The sequence below is a fragment of the Colwellia sp. MB3u-4 genome, from assembly GCF_014077065.1.
Lineage (GTDB): Bacteria > Pseudomonadota > Gammaproteobacteria > Enterobacterales > Alteromonadaceae > Cognaticolwellia.
On sequence record NZ_JACGVE010000036.1, the window covers coordinates 15,400 to 39,648 of the forward strand.

Consider the following 24,249-nt stretch of genomic DNA (forward strand, 5'->3'; position numbering starts at 1 on the left):
AAATATAAGCCCAAACTTTCTTAGGAAAATTGAAAGGATGAATTAGCCCATTGAGTACAATATAAGGCGATTTATCAGAAAAAAATCATTTAAAAAAGTTCTCTTGGTTTTTTCTGCTGAGTTGTTCTACCTGATAGAGGCTTTCATCGTATAAAATTTGTTATTGGTCGTGTTACAAGGCAGAGACATTGAAAATTAAGCTATTTTTTAGTATAACTAGCTGCAGGATTCTAATGATTAGCAAGGTTAATCATTTCAGTGCCATTGAATTTTGTGCCAACGTTGAGATAAATAGCCCTTATAAGTAAGCCAATATAAGCTACCTAATATAAGCAACCCCATATAAGTATAAATAAATGATGAAAATACAATTAATTGCCGCTGCTATTAGTTTTTCTTTAGTCGCTTGTGTATCGACAGAGCAAAAACAGGTAGCACTAGACAGTCAGACTACTACCACGAGTGACGTTATCGCTAGTGACGTTATTGCCAGTGAAGTGCTAGCAAAGCCATCTGTAGGTGTAACAAGCGCAACAACGATTACCTTAGAAAAAATCATGTCAAATCCTGATTGGTTTGGCCGCTCTCCTGAGTCTTGGTATTGGGGTGACGACAGCCAAACTGTGTTTTACAAGCAAAAGCGTCAAGGCAACCCATTACGTGATTTAGTACAAAAAAACTTAAGCACCCAAGGTAATGGTGAGTTAGTTAAATTAGCGCAAATGCACGTGGTTGCTGACACTAATGCGGTATTAAATAATAGCCGTACGCATGAGGTATACACCTTTGAAGGCAATGTTTTTGTTAAAGCATTGGCCACTCAAACCGTGCAGCAGTTAACCTATACGTCGGCCGTTGAATCATCGGCGATGTTTTTAACTAATGGTAATATCGCTTATCGTGTTGATGATATCTTTTATGCCCATGATATGAGCAGTCAAAAAATTATTGAGTTAGCCAACTTAAAAATGACTGATGGTGAAGAGCCTGTTCTCGATACACCAAGCTATATCGCTGCTGAGCAACATGAACTGATTGAATATGTTGCGCTACAGCAGCGCAACAAAGACTTACGTGCCGAGCAAAAACGTCAGTTAAGGGTAAAAAATAGCACAGTAACCCAAACAAACTTTTACCTAGGTAAAGGCAATGAAGTTGTGCATGCGAGTCTGTCTCCGGCCGGCGATAAATTAGTGGTCAGTGTGGCAACGGATAAGTCACCAGGTAAAGACAGTGATATTATGCCTAACTATATTGCTAACAACGGCGATATTAAGGCGAAAAAGGTGCGAACACGCGTTGCCGATAACCGCCAATATGCTGAACAGCTTTATATTTTAGATTTAAGCCAAGGCACAAAAGCCTTGTTGAGTTATGACAGCTTACCGGGTTTTGATGAAGACGTGCTAGCCAGTGTGCGTAAAGAAAATTATGCCCGCGAAGGTAAAGAATATAAATCAGAGAAATCAGCGCGTAATATTCATGTTATGCAAACGTGGGCCCCAATTCAATGGCAAAAAAATGGTCAGCAAGTCGCTATTATGCTTGAAGCTTGGGATAACAAAGACCGATGGATCACAACGGTTGATTTTGACCGTAAAGCCTTAGTTTCTCAACACCGTTTACATGATGATGCTTGGATAAATTACACTTTTAACGAACAGGGTTGGGTAAATAACACTGAAAGTTTATATTATCTTTCAGAAGAAAGTGGTTATGCACACTTATACCTTAAGCCCCTAAATGGCAAAGCAAGAGCCTTAACGGCAGGTGATTTTGAAGTTAACGACTTAACAGTATCTGCTGATGAACAAAATATTTACTTTAAAGCCAATAAAAAACACCCAGGTATTTATGAAATTTACAAAGTGAATATTGCGTCAGGTAAAATCACTGCGTTAACCGATTTAGGTGGTATGAATAATTACACGTTAAGCCCTGATGAAGCTAAACTGTTAATTGAGCATTCAGAAATCACCTTACCACCAGAGCTTTATGTTAAAGACATGACTAACAACACTGAGGCAATGCGACTAACCCATACCGTTTCAGCAGCGTTTCTGGCAATGCCTTGGGCAGCACCTAATGTAGTCGCTATCGAGTCATCACATCAAGCACAGCCAATATACTCAAAAGTCTACTTACCTAAAGGTTACGATAAAACCAGTGCTAAAAACAAAGCGGTAATGTTTAGCCATGGCGCGGGCTATTTGCAAAATTCGCATTTAGGTTGGTCGGGTTACTTTCGTGAATATATGTTTCACAGCATGTTAGTACAACAAGGTTATGTGGTTATCGATATGGATTACCGTGCATCAAAAGGCTACGGCCGTGATTGGCGCACAGCAATATACCGCCATATGGGTAAGCCCGAAGTGCAAGATATGCGTGATGGCGTAAATTGGTTAGTGGAAAATGCCAATGTTGACGCTAACCGTGTAGGTACTTATGGCGGCTCTTACGGTGGTTTTTTAACCTTGATGTCAATGTTCACCGACCCTGAGTTATTTCAATCAGGTTCAGCGCTACGTTTAGTGTCAGATTGGGCTTATTACAATCATGGTTACACGTCTAACATCTTAAATATGCCGGGTGATGACCCTATTGCTTATGAACGTAGCTCACCAATTTACTTCGCCGAAGGCTTAGAAAAACCGCTGCTCATTAATGCACCTATGGTCGATGATAATGTGTTTTTTCAGGATACTGTGCGTTTAGTTCAGCGCTTAATTGAGTTAGAAAAACAAGACTTTGAAACCGCTATTTACCCAGTAGAGCCCCATGGTTTTGTTCAACCTAGCTCTTGGTTAAATGAATACCGGAGAATTTATAAGTTGTTTGAAACCACCTTATAAATTTTTAATGATAAGTAATAATAAAGGCCTCATTTGAGGCCTTTATTAGTTTCAGGATGTCGACAATGTTACAAGCACATAGTCTTTCCTAGCCACCTCGGTAATTTCTCCTGCATTAGCCTGATGACTTACATCGCTTATAAATAGGGTTCTACAACATTAATGAAGTTATTCACGTTAGGTGAAATAGTGCCAATATTTGATTAATAACTCAATCGAAACTAATTTATAACTTAGGGCTGGTGAGTGTGTTACGCCATTTTTCCCAGATAGCATCATAACTGCCATCTTGGTAAAGACTTTGTAGTTTATTTGATAAATGCTGGATGATGTTATCGTCAGTTTTTTTACTGCAGGCGAAGAAAAAATTTAGTGGTAAATCTTTAATTTCATAGACCCGTTGCAGCTCATTTATATTAGCTCCCGCTAATTCAGTACGAAATTTTATTGTCGTATCATCGGCGACGATCAGGTCTATTTCTGGTCGAGTAATCAATAAACTAATCAATGAATTTGTGTTATCTAAAACATAGAGGTTTTCGTCTTCGTTAAAGCCTCGCTCTATTAATCCAGTATGAGCGATATCATCTCGATTAACGGCAATAATGTATTTTTTTGCATCATTTAAGTTAGATATTTTAATATGGCGACCTTTACGTGCCCACATTGCCGTATTGCTTACGCTAGATATTGGCCCAACCCACTTAAACATATTTTCTCGTGACTTTAACCGAGCAATGGAGAATATGCAGTAATTAGCTTTTACTTGGGCTAAATTATAAGAGCGGACCCAAGGATAATTTTTCATTGAGTAGGCATAATGACTTCGTGCCATTGTCTCTTTAATAATATCTACAGCAAAGCCGGACAGTGGTTTATTTTGAGTCACTATTTGGTATGGGGGTAAATGTTCGGTAACTATATATATAACTGGATTTTTGTTAGCACTGATAGGCAAAGCAACCCATAATAATGTTAAAGCAATGTATGATATTTTTTTTATATACAGACTTGCGCTACTCTGTTTATGACGAGCAATAACATTGTGGTTATTTTGAGTTTTCTGCAATTGATATCCCTTATTAAGCCAAAGCCCATTTATGATTGTAATCTTCTTTAATTTTAATCATATAAAACTAACATTAGAAAGCTAAATTTTAGTCAATAATTGCGTAAAATGTATTTTTAATCAGAAGATTATGGCGTTTTAAGTGTTTTTTTATTAACCATTAATTGAATTATACTAGAAGTCAGGGCTGAGCAGTTGGTCACGCCATTTTTTTAAAATAGTATCGTAACTGCCATCTTGGTAAAGGCTTTGCAAATTTTTTGATAAATGTTTGATTATGTTATCGTCGGTTTGCTTACTGCAGGCGAAGAATAAATTCAAAGGTAAGTTTTTAATTTCATAGACACGTTGTAGATCATCTATAGTCACACCAGCTAAATCTGTATGAAATTTTATCGTCATATCATTCGCTACAATTAAATCTATCCCGGGTCGAGTCAAGAGTAATTTCACCAAGGATTTAGTATTATCTAAAACATAAAGGTGCTCATTTTCTTTAAAACCTCGTTCTATTAGTCCGATATGGGTCATATCATCGCGACTTACGGCCACGGTGTATTTTTTTACATCGTTTAGGTTTTCCACCTGAATCGTTCGAGTTTTAAGTGCCCACATCGCGGTATTGTTGACGTAATATATCGGCCCCACCCACTTAAAAAGGGTTTCTCGTGACTTTGTGCGAGCAAGAGAAAATATACAGTGATTAGCTTTTGCTTGGGCTAACTTATAAGAGTGACTCCACGAATAACTATTTAAGGTATAGTCGTATTGACTGCGTTTCATTGTTGCTTTAATAACGTCGACAGCAAAGCCCGATAGCGATTTATTTTTGGCTTCTATTTGATATGGTGGTAGGTGCTCGGTAACTAAATGTATCGAGGGGGAATTTTCAGCATTAACCCATGATACAGGTAGCAATAATGTTAATGCTGTAGAGCGAAATTTTTTAATATGAACTCCTTAGTTAAAAAAGGATTTATATATTGATAGTAACCTTTTTGAAAATTCACTAAGCCACTTTTATGGTCACTAAATCATCATATACAACTGACATGAAAAAGCCACAGATTTAAACTGATTGATGCTAAAGTGATTTTTATTAAGGCAATATTATACTGCCTGTATATGTGCCTGTATAAGGTCATGGTACATTTTTGATGCATTATAATTAGTCTATGATGATATGATAAATGCCATATTTGGAGTCTTTTCGATAGGTTTAGTCGATGATTTCTTGATAAAATATCAGATTAAAATCAACTGAAAAAACCAACTGAAAAAACCAACGAGATTAACGAGGTAAACATGGATAACATGCTAGGTTATGTAGAAACGCTTTCTGCACTATTTATATTATTGTTGGGGCTAGGCGTATTAGCGATAATCTATATGTACATTGTCGATAAAACGCAGAATAAACAGGCGATACGGCGTAATTATCCCGTTATTGGCCGGTTTAGATATTTTTTTGAAAAGCAGGGGGAGTTTTTTAGACAATACTTTTTTGCCATGGACCGAGAAGAATTACCCTTTAATCGAGCTGAGCGCAGCTGGGTCTATCGTGCAGCAAAAAATGTTGACCGCACCGTGGCATTTGGCTCGACGCGAAATCTTGAACCCATTGGCACCATAATGTTTATGAACTGTGCTTTTCCGACCCTGGAAGAAGACGCAGTCCCGGCGAGCGCTATTACCTTTGGTCGTCAATGTAGAAAGCCTTACATCACAGATTCAATTTTTAATATTTCAGCGATGAGTTTTGGCGCTTTATCTGCACCAGCAATTAAAGCACTTTCAGATGGTGCAGCAAAAGCAGGATGCTGGTTAAACACAGGTGAAGGCGGCGTTAGTGAACATCATCTGGCCAGTGGTGCAGATATTGTTTATCAAATAGGCACCGCAAAATATGGCGTAAGGGATGAGCACGGGCAGTTATGCGACAAAATGTTGGCTGCATTAGCGGCGATGCCACAAATTAAAATGTTTGAAATAAAAATGAGCCAAGGCGCTAAACCCGGTAAAGGTGGCATATTACCAGGCAAAAAAGTGACTGAAGAAATTGCTATCATACGAGGTATACCCATAGGTGTAGACTCAATCAGTCCCAATGCTCACCCAGAAATTAAGTCAGTGAAAGATATTTTGACCATGGTCAATCGAGTACGCAAAGTCACAGGCAAGCCTGTAGGCTTTAAAGCGGTTATCGGTGAATCGTTATGGTTAAGAGATTTACTTGAAGAGATTAACCGCCAAGGGCCAGAATCTGCGCCAGATTTTATTACCATAGACAGTGCTGATGGTGGTACGGGGGCAGCACCACAACCCTTGATGGATTATGTTGGCTTGCCGTTAAAAGAAAGCTTACCGCTGGTTGTTAATTTACTCGTTGAATATGGTTTACGCGACCAAATTAGAATTATATGTGCAGGTAAACTGATCACACCATCAAAAGTTGCTTGGGCACTGGCAATGGGGGCCGATGCTGTAAATTCAGCAAGAGGCTTTATGTTTTCTTTAGGTTGTATTCAAGCAATGCAGTGTAATAAAGACACCTGTCCTACGGGGATTACTACGCATGATCCTAGATTACAACAAGGGTTAGACCCGATCAGTAAAGCTGTGCGTGTTGCCAATTATCATAAGTACATTCTATACGGTGTTGGCTTGTTAGCACATTCATGTGGTGTTACCCAGGCAAGAGGTTTGGGCCGTCACCATGTTCGGGTTATTCAAGACAACGGTTTATCTATTGCGCTTGATAAATTACATCCCTATAACGAAACTAAGCACTAGCTTTATTAGCTGTAAAATAACACCAGATAAAAGCTAACAAGCCACCGATCGCGCCATATAAATGAGCATCGGTGGCAACACTTGCACCGATAAGTATTTCTACATCGGCGCTGGCACCGTAAATTTGCTCATGAATGATTTTTGCCATCACCCCGATTAACAGCAGATAGCCGGTTTTTTCTTTATGCTTGATGTCCATTAATGCCCCCCAAACAAAAAAGCCATGTAGAACACCTGACAGCCCAACATAAAGTTCAATGTTGACAGAAAACCAATAAATACCCAGGCTGCAAACTATGGCACTGGTCAGAAACACTAACAGGTAATTTTTATAGCTATAATATTGCCCATGCAAGGCCCATAGCAGAGCGACTGCGGCGGTGTTCAGTAGAAAGTGATTAGCATTAGAATGAAAAAAATGGCCTGATATTATGCGCCAATATTCTCCCGCTGTGATTAAGCTACGATTATAAATGAGCAAATCAGAAATTTGAGCATCAAAGATAAAGGCGCTCAAAGCAAGCGTGAATACGATCAAAGGGCCAAGACTGTGAGTTGCTTTTACGGGTAGAGGTTTTAATTGCAGCATGTGTTTTTATTATTTGTTTAAATTTATAGCGTGATATGATTCAACGCACTTTAGCAGTTGCTTGGAGCTTTATAAACATTTGTTTTAGTGAGCATAGTGAGTAATAGCGAGTAATGGCCAGTGAGTATGGATTCAGCTTGATAGCTATATCTGCTCAGTTACACTTCAATAAACAATCAACTTTTCCTACGTAACTTAAATAACTTAAATAACTTAAATAGTTTAAATAACTTCAGAGTAAACTTGATTACGACCTTGTGCTTTTGAAATATAAAGCTGTTTATCTACCCGTTTAAATAAACTGTCTATTGAGTCACCGCTGTTATATTGTGCAATGCCAAAGCTACAGGTTACTGATATTTTGTCCTTTATTTGATATTGGCTAATCATTTCTCGTAATTTATCGCTGGTTTGATGTGCCTGTTTTTGAGAGAGTTCAGGGAAGATAATAACAAACTCATCACCACCCCAGCGAGCAAATAAATCGACATCTCTAATGTTTTGGGCAACAAGTTTGCTTATAATACAAAGAATATTATCACCCACTTTATGGCCATATTGATCGTTAATGTCTTTAAATTTATCTAGATCAAACATGACTAGGGTTAACGGGTGGTGATAGCGTTCAGCGCGTATTATCTCTTTATTTAATATCGTTTCAAAAAGCTTACGATTGGCAATTTCTGTTAAAGAGTCTATGTTTGAAACTGACTCAACCTCGATAATTTTTCGTTCTAATTGCTGGTTTTTTTTGGCTAACTCATCCGTTTTTTGTGCAATAACTTTTTCTAATGATAAGTGGCTATTTTGTAATAGTTTATTTTTTTCAATAAGGTCGGTTTGAGCCATAACTTGTTGGTGTATATTATGATGTGCGCCAATCATCCGGTCAACACTGCCATCGGCATTTCTTGCTATAATCGCGCCGCGATCTGCAATCCATAAATAACTATCGTCTGATTTTTTACAACGATATTCTACATTGTAAGCGTTAATCTTTCCTGATATATAACGTTCAAACTGATGCATAACTCTAGGGTAATCTTCTGGATGGATAATATTTTCCCAAGTAAATACATCCTTTCTAAAAACAGCAAACTCGTAACCTAACATGTGGTACCAGCTTGGGCTACGGGTCACTATTTTGGTATTGCTATTCCAGTCCCAAACACCTTCAACAATAATATTTAAGATAGTATTTAAGGTATGATCTGAAGCGCTAGCCGAACTGTGTTGATAGGTTTTATGCATGGAAATTCCTTGTTAAATGCATTCTGAAAACAACGATATTTAAAAACACTCGTTGCCTCGGTGCGATATCGACAACGTCCCTAAGTAATAGCGTTGATTGGTTGAATTAGCAATTCGAAATGAGTTAAGTACAACAATATTAAAAAGTAATGTAATAAATGACTTAAACTCGTCGATAAAGTTTCGTAAACTTAGCTATCCTATTTTTTTATTATTTTAAATAAATGTCCCGAGTTTTATGTCAACAATGTCAACGGCCTGAAAAAGCCTGTATTTGCGCTTTTACTGTCGCTATTGATAACCACATACCTGTTATTGTGCTGCAACATCCCAGTGAAGTTAAGCAAAGCAAAGGTACGGTCAGCTTATTAAAACAATCGTTAACGAACTGCGAGGTGATAGTGGGCGAAACCTTTGCGGATTCTGATATTTTAAGGCAGCGCCTGATACAATATGCTGACAACATAGTCTTGTTATATCCGAGTAAGCAGGCTTTAACGCTGAATTTTCCAGCGTTAACTATTACCGATAATAATCAAAGTGAGGATATAGAGCCTAAGCTGAGTGAAATTAAGTGCATTATTATACTTGATGGTACTTGGAAAAAAGCCTATCGCATGTTTATGAGCAATGCTTGCTTACATAATATAAAGCATATTGTTTTACCGCAAGGCATAGCCAGCCTTTATGAGATTAGAAAAACCAAAAAAGACCATGCGCTATCATCACTCGAAGCATGCTGTCATGCTTTAGCCCGCGTAGAAAATGAGCCTGAAAAGTATCAAAACTTGTTAAATAGTTTTGTAAAATTTAATAAATTTCAGCAATCATTTAGTCAGCATAGTGACTGATGGCTGAATAAGATATAGACCTGTTAATGAAGGTGTTAATATCTTGGGCAATGTTATGGTCGTTAAAGTAGACCAGTTGCCTTAATGAGCCGGTCTACTTTATACACAGATAAAAGGGTCTAATAAAAGGCACTTATTGTAATAGCTAGTTGTTTAAATTAGCTGAAATGATCAGAAAATTAGTGAGATTAATCTAACTTATCGTCAATTATTTATTAAGGAACAGCATGTCAAATTCAGCCATGAAAGGGCTATTATCTTTACTCTTTATTTCCACCAGTTTGTTGGTTGTAGCAGCGCCAGATAAAAAAAGAGAAGACCGTGAACCAGAAGCGGCAACAGGTATTATCGCTAAGCAAACCGTTGTTACCGAGCATGCCATGGTAGCAGCAGCAAACCCTTATGCCAGTAAAGCCGGTTTGAATATACTTAAGCAAGGTGGAAGTGCTGTAGATGCTGCTATTGCAGTTCAATTGGTATTAACCTTGGTTGAGCCACAATCTTCAGGCATTGGTGGCGGTGCGTTTATGTTGCATTGGGATAAAAAAGCTCAGCAGCTAACCACTTTTGATGGCAGAGAAACCGCACCAGCGGCGGCAACAACAGATATGTTTTTAGATGAGAATGGTCAAGCTATTCCATGGATAAAAGCCGTTGTTGGTGGTCATGCTGTTGGCGTACCTGGGGTATTAGCAAGTCTTAACAAGGCGCATGGAAAATATGGCAAGCTACCTTGGGCGGCATTGTTTAAAGATGCAATTAATTTAGCAGAAACAGGCTTTATTGTTTCACCTAGGCTAGAAAAGCTAGTGGCAATGGAATTTAACCCAGGTATTACGAAATTACCAACGATTAAAAATTACTTTTTTCCTCATGGTGAAGCAGTAAAAGCAGGGCAGTTATTAAAAAACCCAAAGTTAGCGACTGTATATCGTAGTATTGCTAAAAACGGCATCAATGCTTTTTATGAAGGTTGGATCGCAAAGAAAATTGTTGCTGCAGTACAACAATCACCCATTGCCCCAGGCCGTTTAACATTAGCTGATATGAAAAACTATCGCGCAAAAGAATTACCGGCGGTATGTGGACCTTATCGACAATATCAAGTGTGTGGCATGGGACCACCAAGTTCGGGTGGTGTGGCGGTTATTCAAATACTTGGACAACTTGAGAAATTTGATATTGCCAAATTATCGCTAGCAGATGTTGAGTTTACCCACTTATTTAGCCAAAGTTCTCGTTTGGCATTTGCCGATCGTAATCGTTATATTGCCGATAGCAGCTTTGTGAATGTACCCACACAGGGGTTGATTTCAAAGCCATATATGGCGCAGCGCTCCGCGTTGATTAATCCTGATAGCGATATGGGCACAGCGGTTGCAGGCACACCAATAGGTGCACTTGCACAAGCCGACGACAATGCTTATGAATTACCTTCAACAAGCCATATCTCAATTGTTGATGAAGACGGTAATGCGGTTTCTATGACCACCAGTGTTGAAATGGGCTTTGGCTCTGCGGTGATGGTTGAAGGTTTTATTCTCAATAATCAATTGACTGACTTTTCATTAGATCCAAAAAAGAATGGCCAGTGGGTAGCTAACCGTTTAGAGCCAGGTAAGCGTCCGCGAAGCTCTATGGCACCTATGATGGTATTTACTCAAGACAAGGCTTTAAAGCTTGTTTTAGGCTCTCCGGGCGGCAGCCGAATTATTAATTATGTTGCCCAAACCATGATCGCTATTTTAGATTGGCAACTTGATCCACAATCTGCGATTAACTTGCCCCACATCACTAATCGCAATAAGGTCACCACATTGGAAAAAGGCAGCGATTTAGTCAAGCTTAAGTCTGCGTTAGAAGCAAAAGGGCATCAGGTTGTGGTGCGTGATTTAAACAGTGGTATTCAAGCGATTGAATTATCTAAGGGTAAATTGCGAGGTGGGGCTGATCCTCGCCGCGAAGGTATAGCCATAGGTTATTAACTTTAACTTTAACTTTAATTAAAGTTTAAGTTTAAGTTTAAAAAACAAAACGGCGTCAATATTGACGCCGTTTTTATATTCAAGATAAATGGTCAGCTTTTTTCTTCCCGACAAAGGCTAAGTACCGAGATCTACATTTACACCTATGTCGGCAATGCCACGACTACATGGATGTGAAGATGTGAAAGAGTGGCGATGTTGTTTTAGGGAGCAATTAAAAGGGATCTTTTAGTTTCTTTTCGATAATCCATTTATTATCAATTTGTACTAGCAACAATCGTTTAACATCTTTTATACGGTCATTTTGGTAATAACCGTCAAAATAGATAGTAATCTCCGCAGAGTTTTTAAATTGTTCTCTTACTTTAACACCACTATCATCGGGCGTAATATCAACTTTATCGTATGACATATTGAATAAATGGCGAGCAACCGCTCTGGGTGATTGATAGTGCAGAATAATGCGCGATAATCTTGGACTACAAACCGATGCAGCTTTTTTAATATTTTGTTCATTATACAAGGCATTAAAAAATTCAATGGCAACCTCTTCTGGGTTGTCAAGATTATGAATTTTGTTGTTGTTTTCTTTACTACAGGCAGAGAACAAAACAACGAAACTTAAGATGATTAATTTTAAATAATTCATAGGGTAACAGATAACTTTGTGAACTTAACGCCATTTTACCGTAAAGGTAGGCATCAAAGATAGAGTAAGCTAATTTTTACTGACATAAATTGTATAATATTTTAAGATCAAAAAAAACCTGACTCTTTCAAATCAGGCTTTTAAAATTCAGCTCAAGCTAGCGTTTAATTGTCAAAAAACCAGTAAATTGTCATAATTTAATAATAATGACTTAACAATAAAACTTAGCTTGATGTTTTTTGGCTATTACGCCAGGTCTTCTTCAGAAAATGAATCAGCAAACAATGGACTTGAAAGGTAGCGTTCAGCAGAGCTAGCAAGAATAACGACAATGTTTTTGCCCGCATTTTCTGGTCTTTCAGCAATACGCTTAGCGGCTACAACGGCAGCTCCAGACGATATACCGGCAAGTATACCTTCTTCTTTCATTAAGCGATGCGCCATTGCCATACAGTCGTCATTTGATACCTGTTCAACGGCATCAATAAGTGAAAGATCTAAGTTGCCAGGAATAAAGCCAGCACCAATACCTTGAATTTTATGAGGACCTGGTGTTAGTTTTTCACCCGCGATTGCTTGAGTAATAACAGGCGAATCTGTAGGTTCAACCGCTACTGAGGTGATTTTATGCTCGGCAACACTTTTAAGGTATCGCGTTGTACCGGTAATTGTGCCACCTGTACCAACACCAGCAACGAAGAAATCAATGTTACCTTTAGTATCACGCCAAATTTCAGGCCCGGTAGTTTTTTCATGAATTTCAGGGTTAGCTGGATTATCAAATTGACCTAACAGTACTGTGTTATCTGGATCAGCATCTTTAATTTCTTGTGCTTTGGCAATAGCACCACCCATGCCTTTGGCACCGTCGGTTAATATTAATTTAGCCCCTAGCGCAATTAATAACTTTCTACGCTCTATACTCATGGTGTTTGGCATAGTTAGGGTGATTTTATAACCACGAGCAGCAGCAACAAATGCTAGTGCGATACCTGTATTACCACTGGTGGGTTCGACAATAGATTTACCGGCCACAAGCAAACCTTTTTTCTCGGCATCCCAAATCATATTGGCACCAATGCGGCACTTAATACTGAAGCTTGGGTTACGTGCTTCAATCTTGGCGTAGATATTTGCAGTATTTTCACCCGTAACTATGCGGTTAAGTTTAACTAGCGGTGTATTACCAATTGATGTTGAGTTATCTTCAAATATAGTCGACATTCTTTAATCCTTTTTTCATTGCATTGACCGAGTATGGCATACAGGTTTAATAGATATTTTACGTGTTAACCACCAAAAGCTATTTCAGTTCATTAACACTATTGTAAGTAGGTTAACACTATTGCAAGTAGGTTAACCCTTTATGGCAGAAAAAGAAGTGATATTTCGGTATCTTATATGCAAAAAAGGAATAGATACCTAACTAATGGGTCTTAGATGTGGATTTTTTGCATACTTGAGTATAGCTTTATGTCATCTATATCGCTGTTGTAATAGTTAGGCGGAAATCAACTCGTTGATATTAAGATATTTAATTTATTTACAGATAGCTAAAGTACAGTAAGCCCCCAAGGTACAGATGGACAAGGGTGGCAGGTAATTTATAAACTAAGTTTTGGATAAGTTACTTAATAAAGTATCACAAAGAGATTTCAATGATGGCGAAAATTCAAGTAAAAAAATTGTCTGATGAAGAAACGCGTGAAATATTAACACCACTGGCTTTTAAAATTGATAAGTCGCTGTTTGGTATATCATTAGCTGTGCCGTGGCGCCGAGGCATGGCACTGTTAGTAGATTTGTGTTTGGTCGCTTTGTTAAGTGGTGCTCCGGGCGAGTTATTGGCTTTTTTGGTGGCGATAACGCTATTTAAACTGGGCAGTAGAAAACGTGGTAATAAATTGGCTAAAAAACGTGCTTTAAGCAAAATAATTTTACGTGTTTTTGCTGCGTTAATTGTTTTCGTCGTCTTGATTGATATCTTACCCAAGCTCTTTGCTGAATTAGAGACCTTTAATCATGATGTTGAGCAAGCAGGGCAGAGCCAAGGTACATTATCGAGTAATAAAATACAAAGCCATGCAGAAAATATGACTGAAGCAAACACTAATGTCTCAGAGGATAATGATTTTATCAAAGCCGCACTCACCTTAGCCGCAGGCGTTGCAACTTCTCAGACTGACTGTGTTGATTATCCATGTTGGCTGCAGTTGTGTGAAAGTTTATCATCGGCCTATAGTGAGCAAACAGCCTCGAGGCTAGAAATTAACAAATTTAATGCTGACTTACTTGAACGTGTGGCTAAGCAAAGCCGTTTAAGTCAGCAAGAAATAACCCAGTTAAGTGTGCAACTTGAACAATTACCTTTAGCTGCTCAGACGAAGCCGCCATTGATTAAAGACAAAGTTGAGAAAAAAGTTGCGGTTACTGGCGCTGAACAAAGTAATACCACAAGCGAAATAGATAAAAATAAACCTACGGTTGCTGTTCCGTCGAGTTCATCGGTATATAAAGGCTTTGCTTGGTTACAAGGTTTAGTCGAAGATCTGGGGCTAGGTTTTGGTTGGGCAGCATTTTATTTCACTATGTTTACCGCACTTTGGAATGGTCAAACACCGGGCAAAAAGCTGTTTAGTATTAGAGTGATCCAGCTTGATGGCACGCCGTTATCAATATGGGACAGTTTTGGGCGTTATGGTGGTTATGGTGCTGGCATAGCCACAGGTTTACTTGGCTTTGCACAGATATTTTGGGACCCTAATCGACAGGCTATTCATGATAAAATTTCAGCAACAATTGTCGTTAATGATACTAATATTGATACTGAGAGTAAAATAAGCAGCACCAACACTGCTGAGCAGACCGTTGCTTAAAACCACTGATATTATGAAACAGCCTCGAATACTGGTTGAGTACTGAACGACAAAAGTTAAAATTACCTGCCTTTAGGCACAAGGCAGGCTAGGGATAGGCATTAATCTTTTTTGCACGGTAAGTTATTAGCGTAATCAAGCGCTTACTTTGTTATTGATTACACTGATAGCTGATGTGATTAATATTAATTTAAGCTGCTAATATTAATACTTATGGCAACCATGCATAACTAATTTTACTGTAAATGGTACGTTGATCTCGCGTTAAGTTTTTTAATCTATCATCTTGATAACTATTATCTGAATAACCTAAGTAAAAGACGGTTTGTGGGTTTATCTTATAAGCATAAATTAGCTGTGTTGATAAGTTGTTATTTTTTATTGAATAGGCGCTGGGATTATTATCTAGGTTGAAGTCAATATCGGTGTAAACAACGTTTAATTTCAAATAGCTATAAATATTAAACTGATATGAAACACGAAGTTCAGTTAAGTTTTCGGTAAACACGTTGGCATTGTCGGCCTCTAAATTACTGTAGGTGTGCGAGAACTCAAACTCTAAATGTTTATTAACATTATAATTTATGTAGCCATAAAGCTCTGTAATATCACCAACTCGGTCATTAACATAATCAATTTTATCGCCAATGGTTAATTCAAGCTCAGTGGAAAATTGCGCTGTTGGCTGAATATAACCATAGATAACGAGCTGATTTTCTTGGAAACGCTGGGTGTTACCGTCAATGCTGTTATCAATAGGTAAATTAAAATCTAGTTCATGACGGCGTAAGCCAATTTTATCAGCGCTAACCAGCATTACATCGAAAAGTGATAGCATTGGGCCATCAATACTGAAGCTTGAAGAGACTGAGCGCTCCAATAACTCACCGTTTTCATTGTGTAATATTTGCCATTGGCCAGCAAACTTCATTTTTTGCCAAGCACTGTCAGGCTCACCATAGATAAAGCGATTAACCAACACGTTACTCTTTTGATAATCAGCACGTGGCATAAAACCTAAATCAGCACGAAATTTTGTGCCTATTTCTTGGTGTTCTGAAAACACCTGCCAATATTCAGAATCATGTTCATACTGAATTTTAAAGGCATGGTCGTTAAAGTTTTCTGCTTGGCCGCTGTCGGTAAATTGTGCTGAGTCTTTAGTATCAGCCACCAATATTTGTGCTTGGAATGAGTTTGAGTCATTTAGACGATATTTTGAATCAAGCCCTGAAACAAAATTATGATAACTATCGGTTTGGCGTAACGTGCTAATAACACCAAGAGATAAATCGTCATTAACATCATAGCGATATTTTATTGCCCCTGATTCACTCTTTTCATCTAATGAAATTAATCTTGAGCCAGTATTACCAGGCAGAATAATATTGGTTTGCGTATCATTGGTCATGAATGCGCCATAACTATGTTGGCCTTGGGTGCCTGTTAGTTTGGCGCCGTATTCGGGATCAGCAATGTTTCGCGTGTAGACAAGATCAAAGTTACTGGAAAAATATTCTGAATTCTCAACAAAAAACTGACGTTTTTCATCATAAAATAATGAAAAGGTTTTATTAACACTTAACTGGCCGGCATCTGACTCAACATTAGAAAAATCTGGGTTGACGGTAACATTTAATAAGGTGTTAGCGTTAATGCCCCAACGTAGATCTAAACCGGCATCAATATCGCTTTCACTTTGCCAATCTGTTGTTGGCGCAAATATTTCACGACTTTCGCTTTTACTAGCGACTAAGGTTGGCGTGATCATAATATTTTTGCTGGCTTTAGCGTCTTTAAATCCGGTTATTTCTGGGATTTGACATAACCAACAGGAATCGTCGCGATCAAGTTCAATGTGGGATATCCGCAAACGTGTATCGCGTGGGTATAAGCGCACTAACTCCATTGCCCAAGTTTTAACATCATCATTGTCGTCAAAATTTAAAATATGATAGGGAATCGCAATTTCAACTTGATAGCCGGTTTTCGTTATTTTACCAGCAGATTGCCAAATACCATCCCAGGCTTCGTCTTTACTGCCGGTCATTTCATTGAAAATAGCGTCATGTTGTACGCCGTGTGGATTAACAAAAAACTCGTAGTTTAAACGGCGATTATTGTAAGTATCTAATTTAAAACCGACTAAGTCATCTCTCCAGCGAGTATCGCGGTCACCTAAAAATCCTTGAATTAATTCAGGGTTAGGATCTTGGGCAATAAAAGCGATGTAGAGAAAATCACCATTTTCAACAATTTTTGCGCTTGTTGAAACTGGGCTAGATTTATTGTTCCAAGGGCTGTTAACAATATCAAGCGATACATCAAGGGCTTGCTGCCATATAGCATCATTTAACTTACCGTCAATTTCTAACTTAAGGTTTACATGGGGAATATTTAATTGTGCCAGTTCTACGGTGTTTTCTTGAGCAACACTAGGCTGTATAAATAGTATAAATGCGCTGGCGAGTGTATATATGCCACGAATACTAAATTTCAAATTTACCACTCCAATCTTATTATTATTTTATATTTTAACGTAATAACTTTACGCTAACGAGAATTCCTTTTAACAAATTGTTACAAACTTGCTAAGCAATGGCAATGTAAACTTCTGTTTTGGTAGAAAAAAACTCTTTTAATGATGGTTTCTTTAGCCATATAAAAATATGGCCTTATTTATATGGCTACTTATGACACTATTTATGGTGTTATTGATGAGACGAATTATGAGGCTTATTTAAGCTAAGCATAGCTAGGTTTGATGAACAAACTTGGCCGTTCATAGCTTGATTTTATTGCGATAGAGAGTCGTTTGGCAGATGACTTTTTGCTATGTTGGTTAATGTTTTTCGGTGCTAATTATGCGGTGCTATATCAATAGTTGAATGGGCTTGTGTGGCTATGATAAATAAAAATACAAAATTTTTAGACTAAATTGCTAGCCAGTGTGTCAATCGGTTAATTGAGTAATAACTACCTTTTTGCCATCGGGATTCAGTGGGCTAGGTTTTGCTTAAGTTTACCTTATGTTTAACGTCGAGGTGCTTATTTAGGTTGCAATTAATTTGGCTGCTAAAGCGGTTTTTATTAGCTAGTTACTTGTTAACACGATTAATTTACCATTCTATTTTTAGCTTTTTTTAGTATAACGCCAAGTAACCTCATTCGTTATTTCAATTGATATTATCATATAAAAGTTATACAAAAGTTATTCAGAAATTATGAAGAATTAATGAATAATTAATGAATAATTGCTCGAATCTTAAAAAATTGTAGAGCATAATAACTTCATCTTTATTAAAAATGATAAGTCTTTGTAATTACTATGCCATTTTCTCTGCTTGATGTTATCGCGCTTTGCTGTTTTTTTATTTGTTGGGTGGGGTATACCGGATTTGCACGTAAAAAAGCAAAAACAACCAACTGTGTTGCAAGATGCTTGCATCAACATAGAATTTATTGGATGTATGAAATTATTGGTCGTGATGTTCGGGTGAGTGAGGCCGCCTTACTCGCTAATTTAGAACGTAATATTTCCTTTTTTGCTTCTTCTACCTTGTTAATATTAGCGGGTGTTTTAACATTGTTTGCTCAAGTAGAGCGACTTGAGTCAGTGATTGGCTCAATTCCATATGCTAGCTTTCCTAATCATGTCATGATCCAATTAAAGCTCAGTTTGCTCACGTTTATTTTTGTTTTGTCATTTTTTCAATTTACTTGGTCAATGCGCCAATATGGTTTTGTGAACGTCATGATTGGCGCTTGTCCGTTTGACCAAAGTGGTGAGAATGAAAACTTGAAAAAATATGCTGAACAAATGGCCGTAGTGCAAGACCAAGCGGCTCATTCTTATAACTACGGTTTACGCTCTTATTATTTCTCTATTGCTGCTTTATGTTGGTTTTTTCATCCATTAATTTTTATGATAGCCAGCTTATTTGTTGTTTATACTTTGTACAACCGCGAGTTTCGCTCAAAAGCAGTCAAAGCGATTACTTTAGGGCAAAAGTATTTGGAGCTTGAGTCTGTTGCTAGGCATGCAAAGGCCAGTAATACAACAAACACTAATCAAAACGTTAGTGATAAGTAATGCTTTATGTCAGCTAAATATTACGCGCACTTTTTACCAAAACACTTTGATAGTTTTGACTGCTTAAAATTAGCACCCGGTATTTACATTATTTTACTGTTTATATTGCGTGCCTATATTATTTGGATCATGTCAGTGACTAATATGCGTGATCACGTGGGTATGATTCAGTGGATTTTTCCACAAACTGCACTGTTTTATTTAAATTTAGCTTCAGGTGTTATTGGCTTGTTTATTGTACTTATTTTAAGTTTACGCCGACCTAAAGCGCAAGCTTGGGTGCGTATTTGTTGGCGAAAATGTAAGGTATTGCTCATTGTAGCATTAACTTTTGATTTGTTTATTGGGGTTTTAGGCTATTTTATTTGGCAACTTCAATCGATAACCTGGTTGCTAGTACATTGTTCGTTGGTAATATCCGCGATTGTCTATATTTTATTGAGTAAAAGACTTACCATTAACATTGCAGAATTTCCTGAAGCTTTACCTGAAAAGTGACATTAAAAGCCTTCATACCACGATGTAAAAACAGGCATGACAAAAAATTAAAGGGTTAGACATTGATTGAACAAAATACACAAGACGAACGGCTGATCATACTGGATACAGAAACCACAGGTCTTAACCCTCGTGAAGGACACCGTATTGTTGAAATTGGTTGTGTAGAAATGATCAACCGTCAGCTAACTGGCAGAAATTTTCACGTTTATGTCAAGCCAACGGTGCGCGGCATACAAATGGTTATGGACCAAGAAGTTATTAATATTCATGGGTTAACCGACGAATTTTTACGTGACAAACCAGTGTTTGAGCAAGTAAGCCAAGATTTTGTTAATTTTATTAAAGGTGCCCGTTTAGTTATTCATAATGCGAAGTTTGATGTTGGCTTTATGGACCATGAGTTTTCGATGGTGCGAGGCCTGCCTAAAACAACCGATATTTGTAGTATTACCGATACCTTAAAAGTAGCCAAAGACGAATTTGGCTCACCTAAGACCTTAGATTATTTAGCCCGTTTTTATAAGGTTGATAAATTAATTGACCGTACTTACCATGGTGCGTTAATAGATGCGCAGTTACTGGCGTTTGTTTACATTGAAATGACCCGTAAACAGGCCACGTTGAACTTGCAATCAGGTGATAGCCAAGGAGAAGATGCCAACGCCATTCGCAGAGTTAATAGTATTCACCAAAAATTAAAGGTTTTGGTTGCCACTGCCGATGAACTAGCTGAGCACGAAAAACGTTTAGTTATTGTTAATGACAAAGGGGCTGCGCCACTATGGTCGAAATAAGTAGGGTCGAAATAAATACGACAAAAATAAGTAAAGCAAAAATAGCTTTGTTTAACACCAAGCCATTATTCATAGCACGCTGTGCTAGGGTGATAATGGCACTAATGTTCAGCCTAAGCGCAAATGCACAGCAAATAGGCGCTGAAATTGAATATGTTGATGATAGCGCCACCAATCAAATTCCTTATTTTGACAATCGCTTTCGTATTGACGAACAACTCGATGAAGTAACACTGATATTTTATCGCCGCAGTGGCGCCAAACCCATTATTCTTATCCGCCCCGATGGTTCAAAACTAAACATCAACAATTACCCTGAAGATAAAGTGCAATGGTTTGATGATGAAACCTTCGATATGCTCAAGATAAAATCACCGATGATTGGTCCATGGCAAGTGATAGGACAGGTAAAAGCCGACAGCAAAATTATGGTGGTATCAGAAATTAGATTAGAAGTGACACCACTACCCGAAATTATTTTACAAGGTGAAACATTAAAAGTGGTAGCGCGCTTATTTAATGGTGATTTGATCATTGATGACCCTTTATTTCAAGACGTATTAACACTTAATGTTGATTTTTTTAGTACCAATAACTCGGCCTTTGACAATTTTGGCGCAGCGCCCATTCAATTAGCTTCATTTTATGATAACGGCAGAGACTTAGACGAACATGCCAATGACAGCTTGTTTACCGGTGAATTTGAATTGGATTTTGCACCAGGCGAGTGGCAACCTATTTATATTGTTAAAATGCCTATGATCACAAGAGAGTTACGACAAAAGCCGATTGTAGTGCAGAAAAACCCCATCAGCATATCAGTAGTGACAAACCAAGGTGAAAATAAGACACATCTGGTTACCTTTACTATTGATGATAGTTTGGTTAAAGCTGACAGTATTCTCATTCAAGGTAAAGTGACTTTTCCCGATCAACAAGTAGAACCTTTTACTGTAGTGCAAGAGCAAGGCCTAACCCGTTCGCATACAATTGCCTTTACCGAGCCTGGAGTGCACCGGATAAAAGTAGGGGTGTTTGGTGATATTCAAAATGGCAGAGAGTTTCAAGCAATATTACCTGAGTTTACTTTTAATGTTGACCGCTTACCCGAAGGAGGTATATTAGCGGTTAACCGCGGGTCTAATAATTTAACCTCTGAGCAAAAAAGTGCACAAGCAATTGCTAATGCAGCAATGGAAGCTGAAAAGCTTGCGCAAGTAAAAGCCATGCAAGAAGCTAAAGTTGCCAACCAACAACAAGCAACACTTTTGTATATTGTTGGCGGAAACAGCTTAGTGATCATAATTGCCGCATTGATGTTTGTTTTTATACGACGTAAAAAGCGTAAATAAAATGGCTTAATGGTATTTTATTATGGGTTGTTGCTGTTAAAAACGCCGGATTGTTCATCAATTAGACATATAAACAAATGAATGTAAAAAACTGGTTGACGGCATCGAATCTTAACCGTATTATTCCGCCGCATTCAACGAGTTGTGTTGAAAGCAGCGATTAATATGTGGAGTGGTAGTTCAGTTGGTTAGAATACCGGCCTGTCACGCCGGGGGTCGCGGGTTCGAGTCCCGTCCACTCCGCCAATTAATCCAAAGGTTGTAAGTCCTTTTAAAATTTACAGAAGCAAGATGTGTGGAGTGGTAGTTCAGTTGGTTAGAATACCGGCCTGTCACGCCGGGGGTCGCGGGTTCGAGTCCCGTCCACTCCGCCAATTGTTTCAAAGGTTGTAAGTCCTTTCAAAATTTACAGAAGCAAGATGTGTGGAGTGGTAGTTCAGTTGGTTAGAATACCGGCCTGTCACGCCGGGGGTCGCGGGTTCGAGTCCCGTCCACTCCGCCAATTGTTTCAAAGGTTGTAAATCCTTTTAAAATTTACAGAAATAAATACGCGGAGTGGTAGTTCAGTTGGTTAGAATACCGGCCTGTCACGCCGGGGGTCGCGGGTTCGAGTCCCGTCCACTCCGCCAATTTATTTTATTTGTATATGTGATTTCAAGCTAATTAGCATTTTAATGTAAAATGTAATTAGCAATAAAAAAAATCTAAAATCCAAAATCCAAAATCCAAAACCCAAAATCCAAAATCCAGCTATATCCTCCTTTATTATCCAAACAGAATTTTTTCAAAAGATATAATTACAGGACTCGCCTGTGAGTTTATTTGTTTAAATTTTATTTAATAGTCATTAGAGCCATTATTAAAACATAGCCAGTAGGCTGTAACTGCTTATATTAAAGCTGATAATGGACTTGTAACGCCGTTTGCACCTCGCTCTATGACATGTGTGTATATTTGCGTTGTTCTAATGTCGCTATGGCCCAATTGTTCCTGCACAGTACGAATGTCTGCACCTCTTTGAAGTAGATGAGTGGCGAAAGAGTGACGTAAGGTGTGACAAGTTACGTTTTTATTTATATTTGATTTTATTGACGCTACTTTTATTGCCTTTTGAATGACAGTTTCGTTTATATGATGCCGTCTTAACTTATTCACTTCAGGGTCTAGCGATAATCGATTTGATGGAAATAAATAATGCCAATTAAATGTTTTAGCTGCGCTCGGATATTTTCGTGCTAAAGCAAAAGGTAAATATACCCCAGAGTAGTCAGCATTCTTCATATCTAATACGTAATAAGCGCTCACCTGTGATATTTGATTTTTTAGCGCCTCAGTTAACTCAGGGGCTAGTGTAACCGTTCGATGCTTACCCCCTTTTCCATTCCAGACTTCAATGCAGTGATAATCAAAATTGATATCTTGAACCCGCAAACGTACCGCTTCCATTAAGCGCAAGCCACTGCCATACATTAATTGACACAGTAACAGGTTATTTGTGTTCACAGCCGTTAAAAGCGCTTTGACTTCTGTTGTAGTTAATACGGTTGGAAGTTTTGGCGTTACTCGAGATTTATTAAAACGTAATTCAAGGCTAAGCGGTTTTATTAAAATATGTTTATATAAGTAGTTAACCGAATTTAACGCTAATGCTTGAGATTTAGGGGCAAGATTTAAGTTATTTGAAAGGTAACTAAGAAATTTTTCAACTTCTTTATCATGGCAATCGTTTGGATGTATTTTTCCAATAAAGATAATATACGCTTTAATCCAATATAAATAAGACTCAATAGTGCGTTTGGCGTAGCGTCGTGTCCACATAGTTTCTTTGATATGCGAGAGAAATTCAGATTTCATCATTATTCCTTATTAATTTTAAAGATGTACTGTGTATAGTTACAGTTTAGCTTCATATCCCGCTTTTATGTATAAAGCGGGATTTAATCTGTCTTTCTACATCGCTATATTCAAAAAGTAAAATTAACGTGTTGAATGTTAATATTAAGTTATGTATATTAATTTGAATAAATATTCATTAGTTGGACATTCACCTTTGTTGGAAGTGGGATTCTATCCGTCTAATAAGCTGTTATGCGTCAGACACGAATTCTGTTTAAATTGTTTTTTACGTTTCGCGTTTTATAAAAAATTGTTGTGCTGTTGCCTGTTCTTTGTTTTGGTAACTTACGTGGCAATTATACTTTTTTAGCTTTTGGCCAAAGTGTTTTTCGCCAGTTTACGTTTGGTGCTAAACGTTAGATTATTTATGTGGCTCAAAATTCATTGTTTGGTGTGTCGCACTGAGTGGGAGTTTTTTAATTCTACAGTCGGGCTGCCACAGAATTTTATATAAATGGTGCTGTTTGTGGTAATCACAACCAGCGCATAACAAGCTATTCAAACGGACGCTAAACAGTTGGCTAGCTTCGTTCCTCGCAATTTTAGCCAACAATTTTTCGCCGCTTAATAGGGCGTTGAGGCTGTAGAATTTCTCCAAAAAAGACGTTTTTGCGTTTTTTTTACATTTGATGAGTTGGTTGTTTTTTAAGCTTGAACTCCGTTTTCGTCTGTGATCTAATAGATATTATTCACCA

At 37.9% G+C, this 24,249-nt stretch carries 17 protein-coding genes and 4 tRNA genes; 13 read left to right on the forward strand and 8 right to left on the reverse strand.

Translation table 11 applies throughout. From position 1 onward, the window contains the following. The first annotated feature begins 356 nt into the window (after window positions 1-356). Window positions 357-2,855 carry a prolyl oligopeptidase family serine peptidase gene (locus tag H4J61_RS00330; protein ID WP_182182652.1) on the forward strand — a complete coding sequence of 833 codons (2,499 nt, stop codon included), beginning with the start codon at window positions 357-359 and terminating at the stop codon, window positions 2,853-2,855. A 226-nt stretch (window positions 2,856-3,081) separates the two neighbouring features. Here H4J61_RS00330 and H4J61_RS00335 read toward each other — a convergent pair whose 3' ends face one another. After that, window positions 3,082-3,924 (reverse strand): ABC transporter substrate-binding protein, encoded by an 843-nt coding sequence (locus tag H4J61_RS00335; protein ID WP_182182653.1) that lies wholly within the window; start codon window positions 3,922-3,924, stop codon window positions 3,082-3,084. Window positions 3,925-4,098: 174 nt separating this feature from the next. Then, complete coding sequence (locus H4J61_RS00340; RefSeq protein WP_182182655.1) at window positions 4,099-4,842, reverse strand: ABC transporter substrate-binding protein; 744 nt, start codon at window positions 4,840-4,842, stop codon at window positions 4,099-4,101. A gap of 387 nt (window positions 4,843-5,229) precedes the next feature. On the opposite strand from H4J61_RS00340, the gene H4J61_RS00345 reads away from it, so the two are divergent. Then, the gene (locus H4J61_RS00345) at window positions 5,230-6,717 is read left to right on the forward strand and encodes an FMN-binding glutamate synthase family protein (protein ID WP_182182657.1); all 1,488 of its coding nucleotides are present in this window, start codon (window positions 5,230-5,232) and stop codon (window positions 6,715-6,717) included. On the opposite strand, the gene rrtA is transcribed toward H4J61_RS00345, so the two are convergent. Both rrtA and H4J61_RS00355 read right to left on the reverse strand, forming a co-directional pair. Further along, window positions 6,707-7,306 carry a rhombosortase gene (gene rrtA / locus H4J61_RS00350; RefSeq protein ID WP_182182659.1) on the reverse strand — a complete coding sequence of 200 codons (600 nt, stop codon included), beginning with the start codon at window positions 7,304-7,306 and terminating at the stop codon, window positions 6,707-6,709. The two genes, H4J61_RS00345 and rrtA, sit on opposite strands and share 11 nt — an antisense overlap. A 222-nt stretch (window positions 7,307-7,528) precedes the next feature. Beyond that, window positions 7,529-8,557 carry a sensor domain-containing diguanylate cyclase gene (locus tag H4J61_RS00355; RefSeq protein ID WP_182182667.1) on the reverse strand — a complete coding sequence of 343 codons (1,029 nt, stop codon included), beginning with the start codon at window positions 8,555-8,557 and terminating at the stop codon, window positions 7,529-7,531. A gap of 224 nt (window positions 8,558-8,781) precedes the next feature. Between H4J61_RS00355 and H4J61_RS00360 the strand changes: the two genes are divergently transcribed. Next, window positions 8,782-9,408 carry a tRNA-uridine aminocarboxypropyltransferase gene (locus tag H4J61_RS00360; protein WP_182182669.1) on the forward strand — a complete coding sequence of 209 codons (627 nt, stop codon included), beginning with the start codon at window positions 8,782-8,784 and terminating at the stop codon, window positions 9,406-9,408. A 242-nt stretch (window positions 9,409-9,650) separates the two neighbouring features. Beyond that, window positions 9,651-11,393: a gamma-glutamyltransferase gene (gene ggt / locus H4J61_RS00365; RefSeq protein WP_182182687.1), complete on the forward strand. Its 1,743-nt coding sequence runs from the start codon at window positions 9,651-9,653 to the stop codon at window positions 11,391-11,393. Between the two features lie 214 nt (window positions 11,394-11,607). Here ggt and H4J61_RS00370 read toward each other — a convergent pair whose 3' ends face one another. Then, complete coding sequence (locus H4J61_RS00370; RefSeq protein WP_182182671.1) at window positions 11,608-12,042, reverse strand: hypothetical protein; 435 nt, start codon at window positions 12,040-12,042, stop codon at window positions 11,608-11,610. Between the two features lie 246 nt (window positions 12,043-12,288). Then, window positions 12,289-13,266 (reverse strand): cysteine synthase A, encoded by a 978-nt coding sequence (gene cysK / locus H4J61_RS00375; RefSeq protein ID WP_182138415.1) that lies wholly within the window; start codon window positions 13,264-13,266, stop codon window positions 12,289-12,291. 434 nt (window positions 13,267-13,700) lie between these two features. Here cysK and H4J61_RS17795 point away from each other — a divergent pair, with 434 nt between their 5' ends. Further along, entirely contained in the window at window positions 13,701-14,918 is a 1,218-nt protein-coding gene (locus H4J61_RS17795) for an RDD family protein (protein WP_259363033.1), read from the forward strand. Window positions 14,919-15,129: 211 nt separating this feature from the next. Here the strand turns inward: H4J61_RS17795 and H4J61_RS00385 are convergent, their stop codons facing one another. Further along, window positions 15,130-17,418, reverse strand: a complete 2,289-nt coding sequence (locus tag H4J61_RS00385) for a carbohydrate binding family 9 domain-containing protein (protein ID WP_182182673.1) — start codon at window positions 17,416-17,418, stop codon at window positions 15,130-15,132. A gap of 828 nt (window positions 17,419-18,246) precedes the next feature. Here H4J61_RS00385 and H4J61_RS00390 point away from each other — a divergent pair. From H4J61_RS00390 to H4J61_RS00425, 8 genes are all read left to right on the forward strand, one after another. Continuing rightward, entirely contained in the window at window positions 18,247-19,011 is a 765-nt protein-coding gene (locus H4J61_RS00390) for a DUF599 domain-containing protein (protein ID WP_182138417.1), read from the forward strand. 6 nt (window positions 19,012-19,017) lie between these two features. Continuing rightward, a complete protein-coding gene (locus H4J61_RS00395) occupies window positions 19,018-19,509 on the forward strand; it encodes a DUF2919 family protein (RefSeq protein ID WP_182182676.1) in 492 nt (163 codons plus the stop codon). Window positions 19,510-19,571: 62 nt separating this feature from the next. After that, entirely contained in the window at window positions 19,572-20,306 is a 735-nt protein-coding gene (gene dnaQ, locus H4J61_RS00400; protein ID WP_220461153.1) for a DNA polymerase III subunit epsilon, read from the forward strand. A gap of 95 nt (window positions 20,307-20,401) precedes the next feature. After that, a complete protein-coding gene (locus H4J61_RS00405) occupies window positions 20,402-21,658 on the forward strand; it encodes a TIGR03503 family protein (RefSeq protein WP_182182678.1) in 1,257 nt (418 codons plus the stop codon). A 169-nt stretch (window positions 21,659-21,827) separates the two neighbouring features. Beyond that, window positions 21,828-21,904, forward strand: a tRNA-Asp gene (locus H4J61_RS00410). 51 nt (window positions 21,905-21,955) lie between these two features. After that, window positions 21,956-22,032: transfer RNA gene (locus H4J61_RS00415), tRNA-Asp, on the forward strand. A 51-nt stretch (window positions 22,033-22,083) separates the two neighbouring features. Then, window positions 22,084-22,160 (forward strand) — tRNA-Asp (locus H4J61_RS00420). Window positions 22,161-22,210: 50 nt separating this feature from the next. After that, window positions 22,211-22,287: transfer RNA gene (locus tag H4J61_RS00425), tRNA-Asp, on the forward strand. Between the two features lie 259 nt (window positions 22,288-22,546). Here the strand turns inward: H4J61_RS00425 and H4J61_RS00430 are convergent. Then, a complete protein-coding gene (locus H4J61_RS00430; protein ID WP_182182681.1) occupies window positions 22,547-23,512 on the reverse strand; it encodes an integron integrase in 966 nt (321 codons plus the stop codon). Window positions 23,513-24,249 lie beyond the last annotated feature (737 nt).

Coding starts and splice junctions, on each gene's coding strand:
- H4J61_RS00395 (WP_182182676.1), top strand. CDS start 19,018: ATGTCAGCTAAATATTACGCGCACTTTTTACCAAAACACTTTGATAGT.
- H4J61_RS00430 (WP_182182681.1), bottom strand. CDS start 23,512: ATGAAATCTGAATTTCTCTCGCATATCAAAGAAACTATGTGGACACGA.
- ggt (WP_182182687.1), top strand. CDS start 9,651: ATGAAAGGGCTATTATCTTTACTCTTTATTTCCACCAGTTTGTTGGTT.
- H4J61_RS00390 (WP_182138417.1), top strand. CDS start 18,247: ATGCCATTTTCTCTGCTTGATGTTATCGCGCTTTGCTGTTTTTTTATT.
- H4J61_RS00405 (WP_182182678.1), top strand. CDS start 20,402: ATGGCACTAATGTTCAGCCTAAGCGCAAATGCACAGCAAATAGGCGCT.
- rrtA (WP_182182659.1), bottom strand. CDS start 7,306: ATGCTGCAATTAAAACCTCTACCCGTAAAAGCAACTCACAGTCTTGGC.
- cysK (WP_182138415.1), bottom strand. CDS start 13,266: ATGTCGACTATATTTGAAGATAACTCAACATCAATTGGTAATACACCG.
- H4J61_RS00345 (WP_182182657.1), top strand. CDS start 5,230: ATGGATAACATGCTAGGTTATGTAGAAACGCTTTCTGCACTATTTATA.
- H4J61_RS00360 (WP_182182669.1), top strand. CDS start 8,782: ATGTCCCGAGTTTTATGTCAACAATGTCAACGGCCTGAAAAAGCCTGT.
- H4J61_RS17795 (WP_259363033.1), top strand. CDS start 13,701: ATGATGGCGAAAATTCAAGTAAAAAAATTGTCTGATGAAGAAACGCGT.
- H4J61_RS00330 (WP_182182652.1), top strand. CDS start 357: ATGATGAAAATACAATTAATTGCCGCTGCTATTAGTTTTTCTTTAGTC.
- H4J61_RS00370 (WP_182182671.1), bottom strand. CDS start 12,042: ATGAATTATTTAAAATTAATCATCTTAAGTTTCGTTGTTTTGTTCTCT.
- H4J61_RS00355 (WP_182182667.1), bottom strand. CDS start 8,557: ATGCATAAAACCTATCAACACAGTTCGGCTAGCGCTTCAGATCATACC.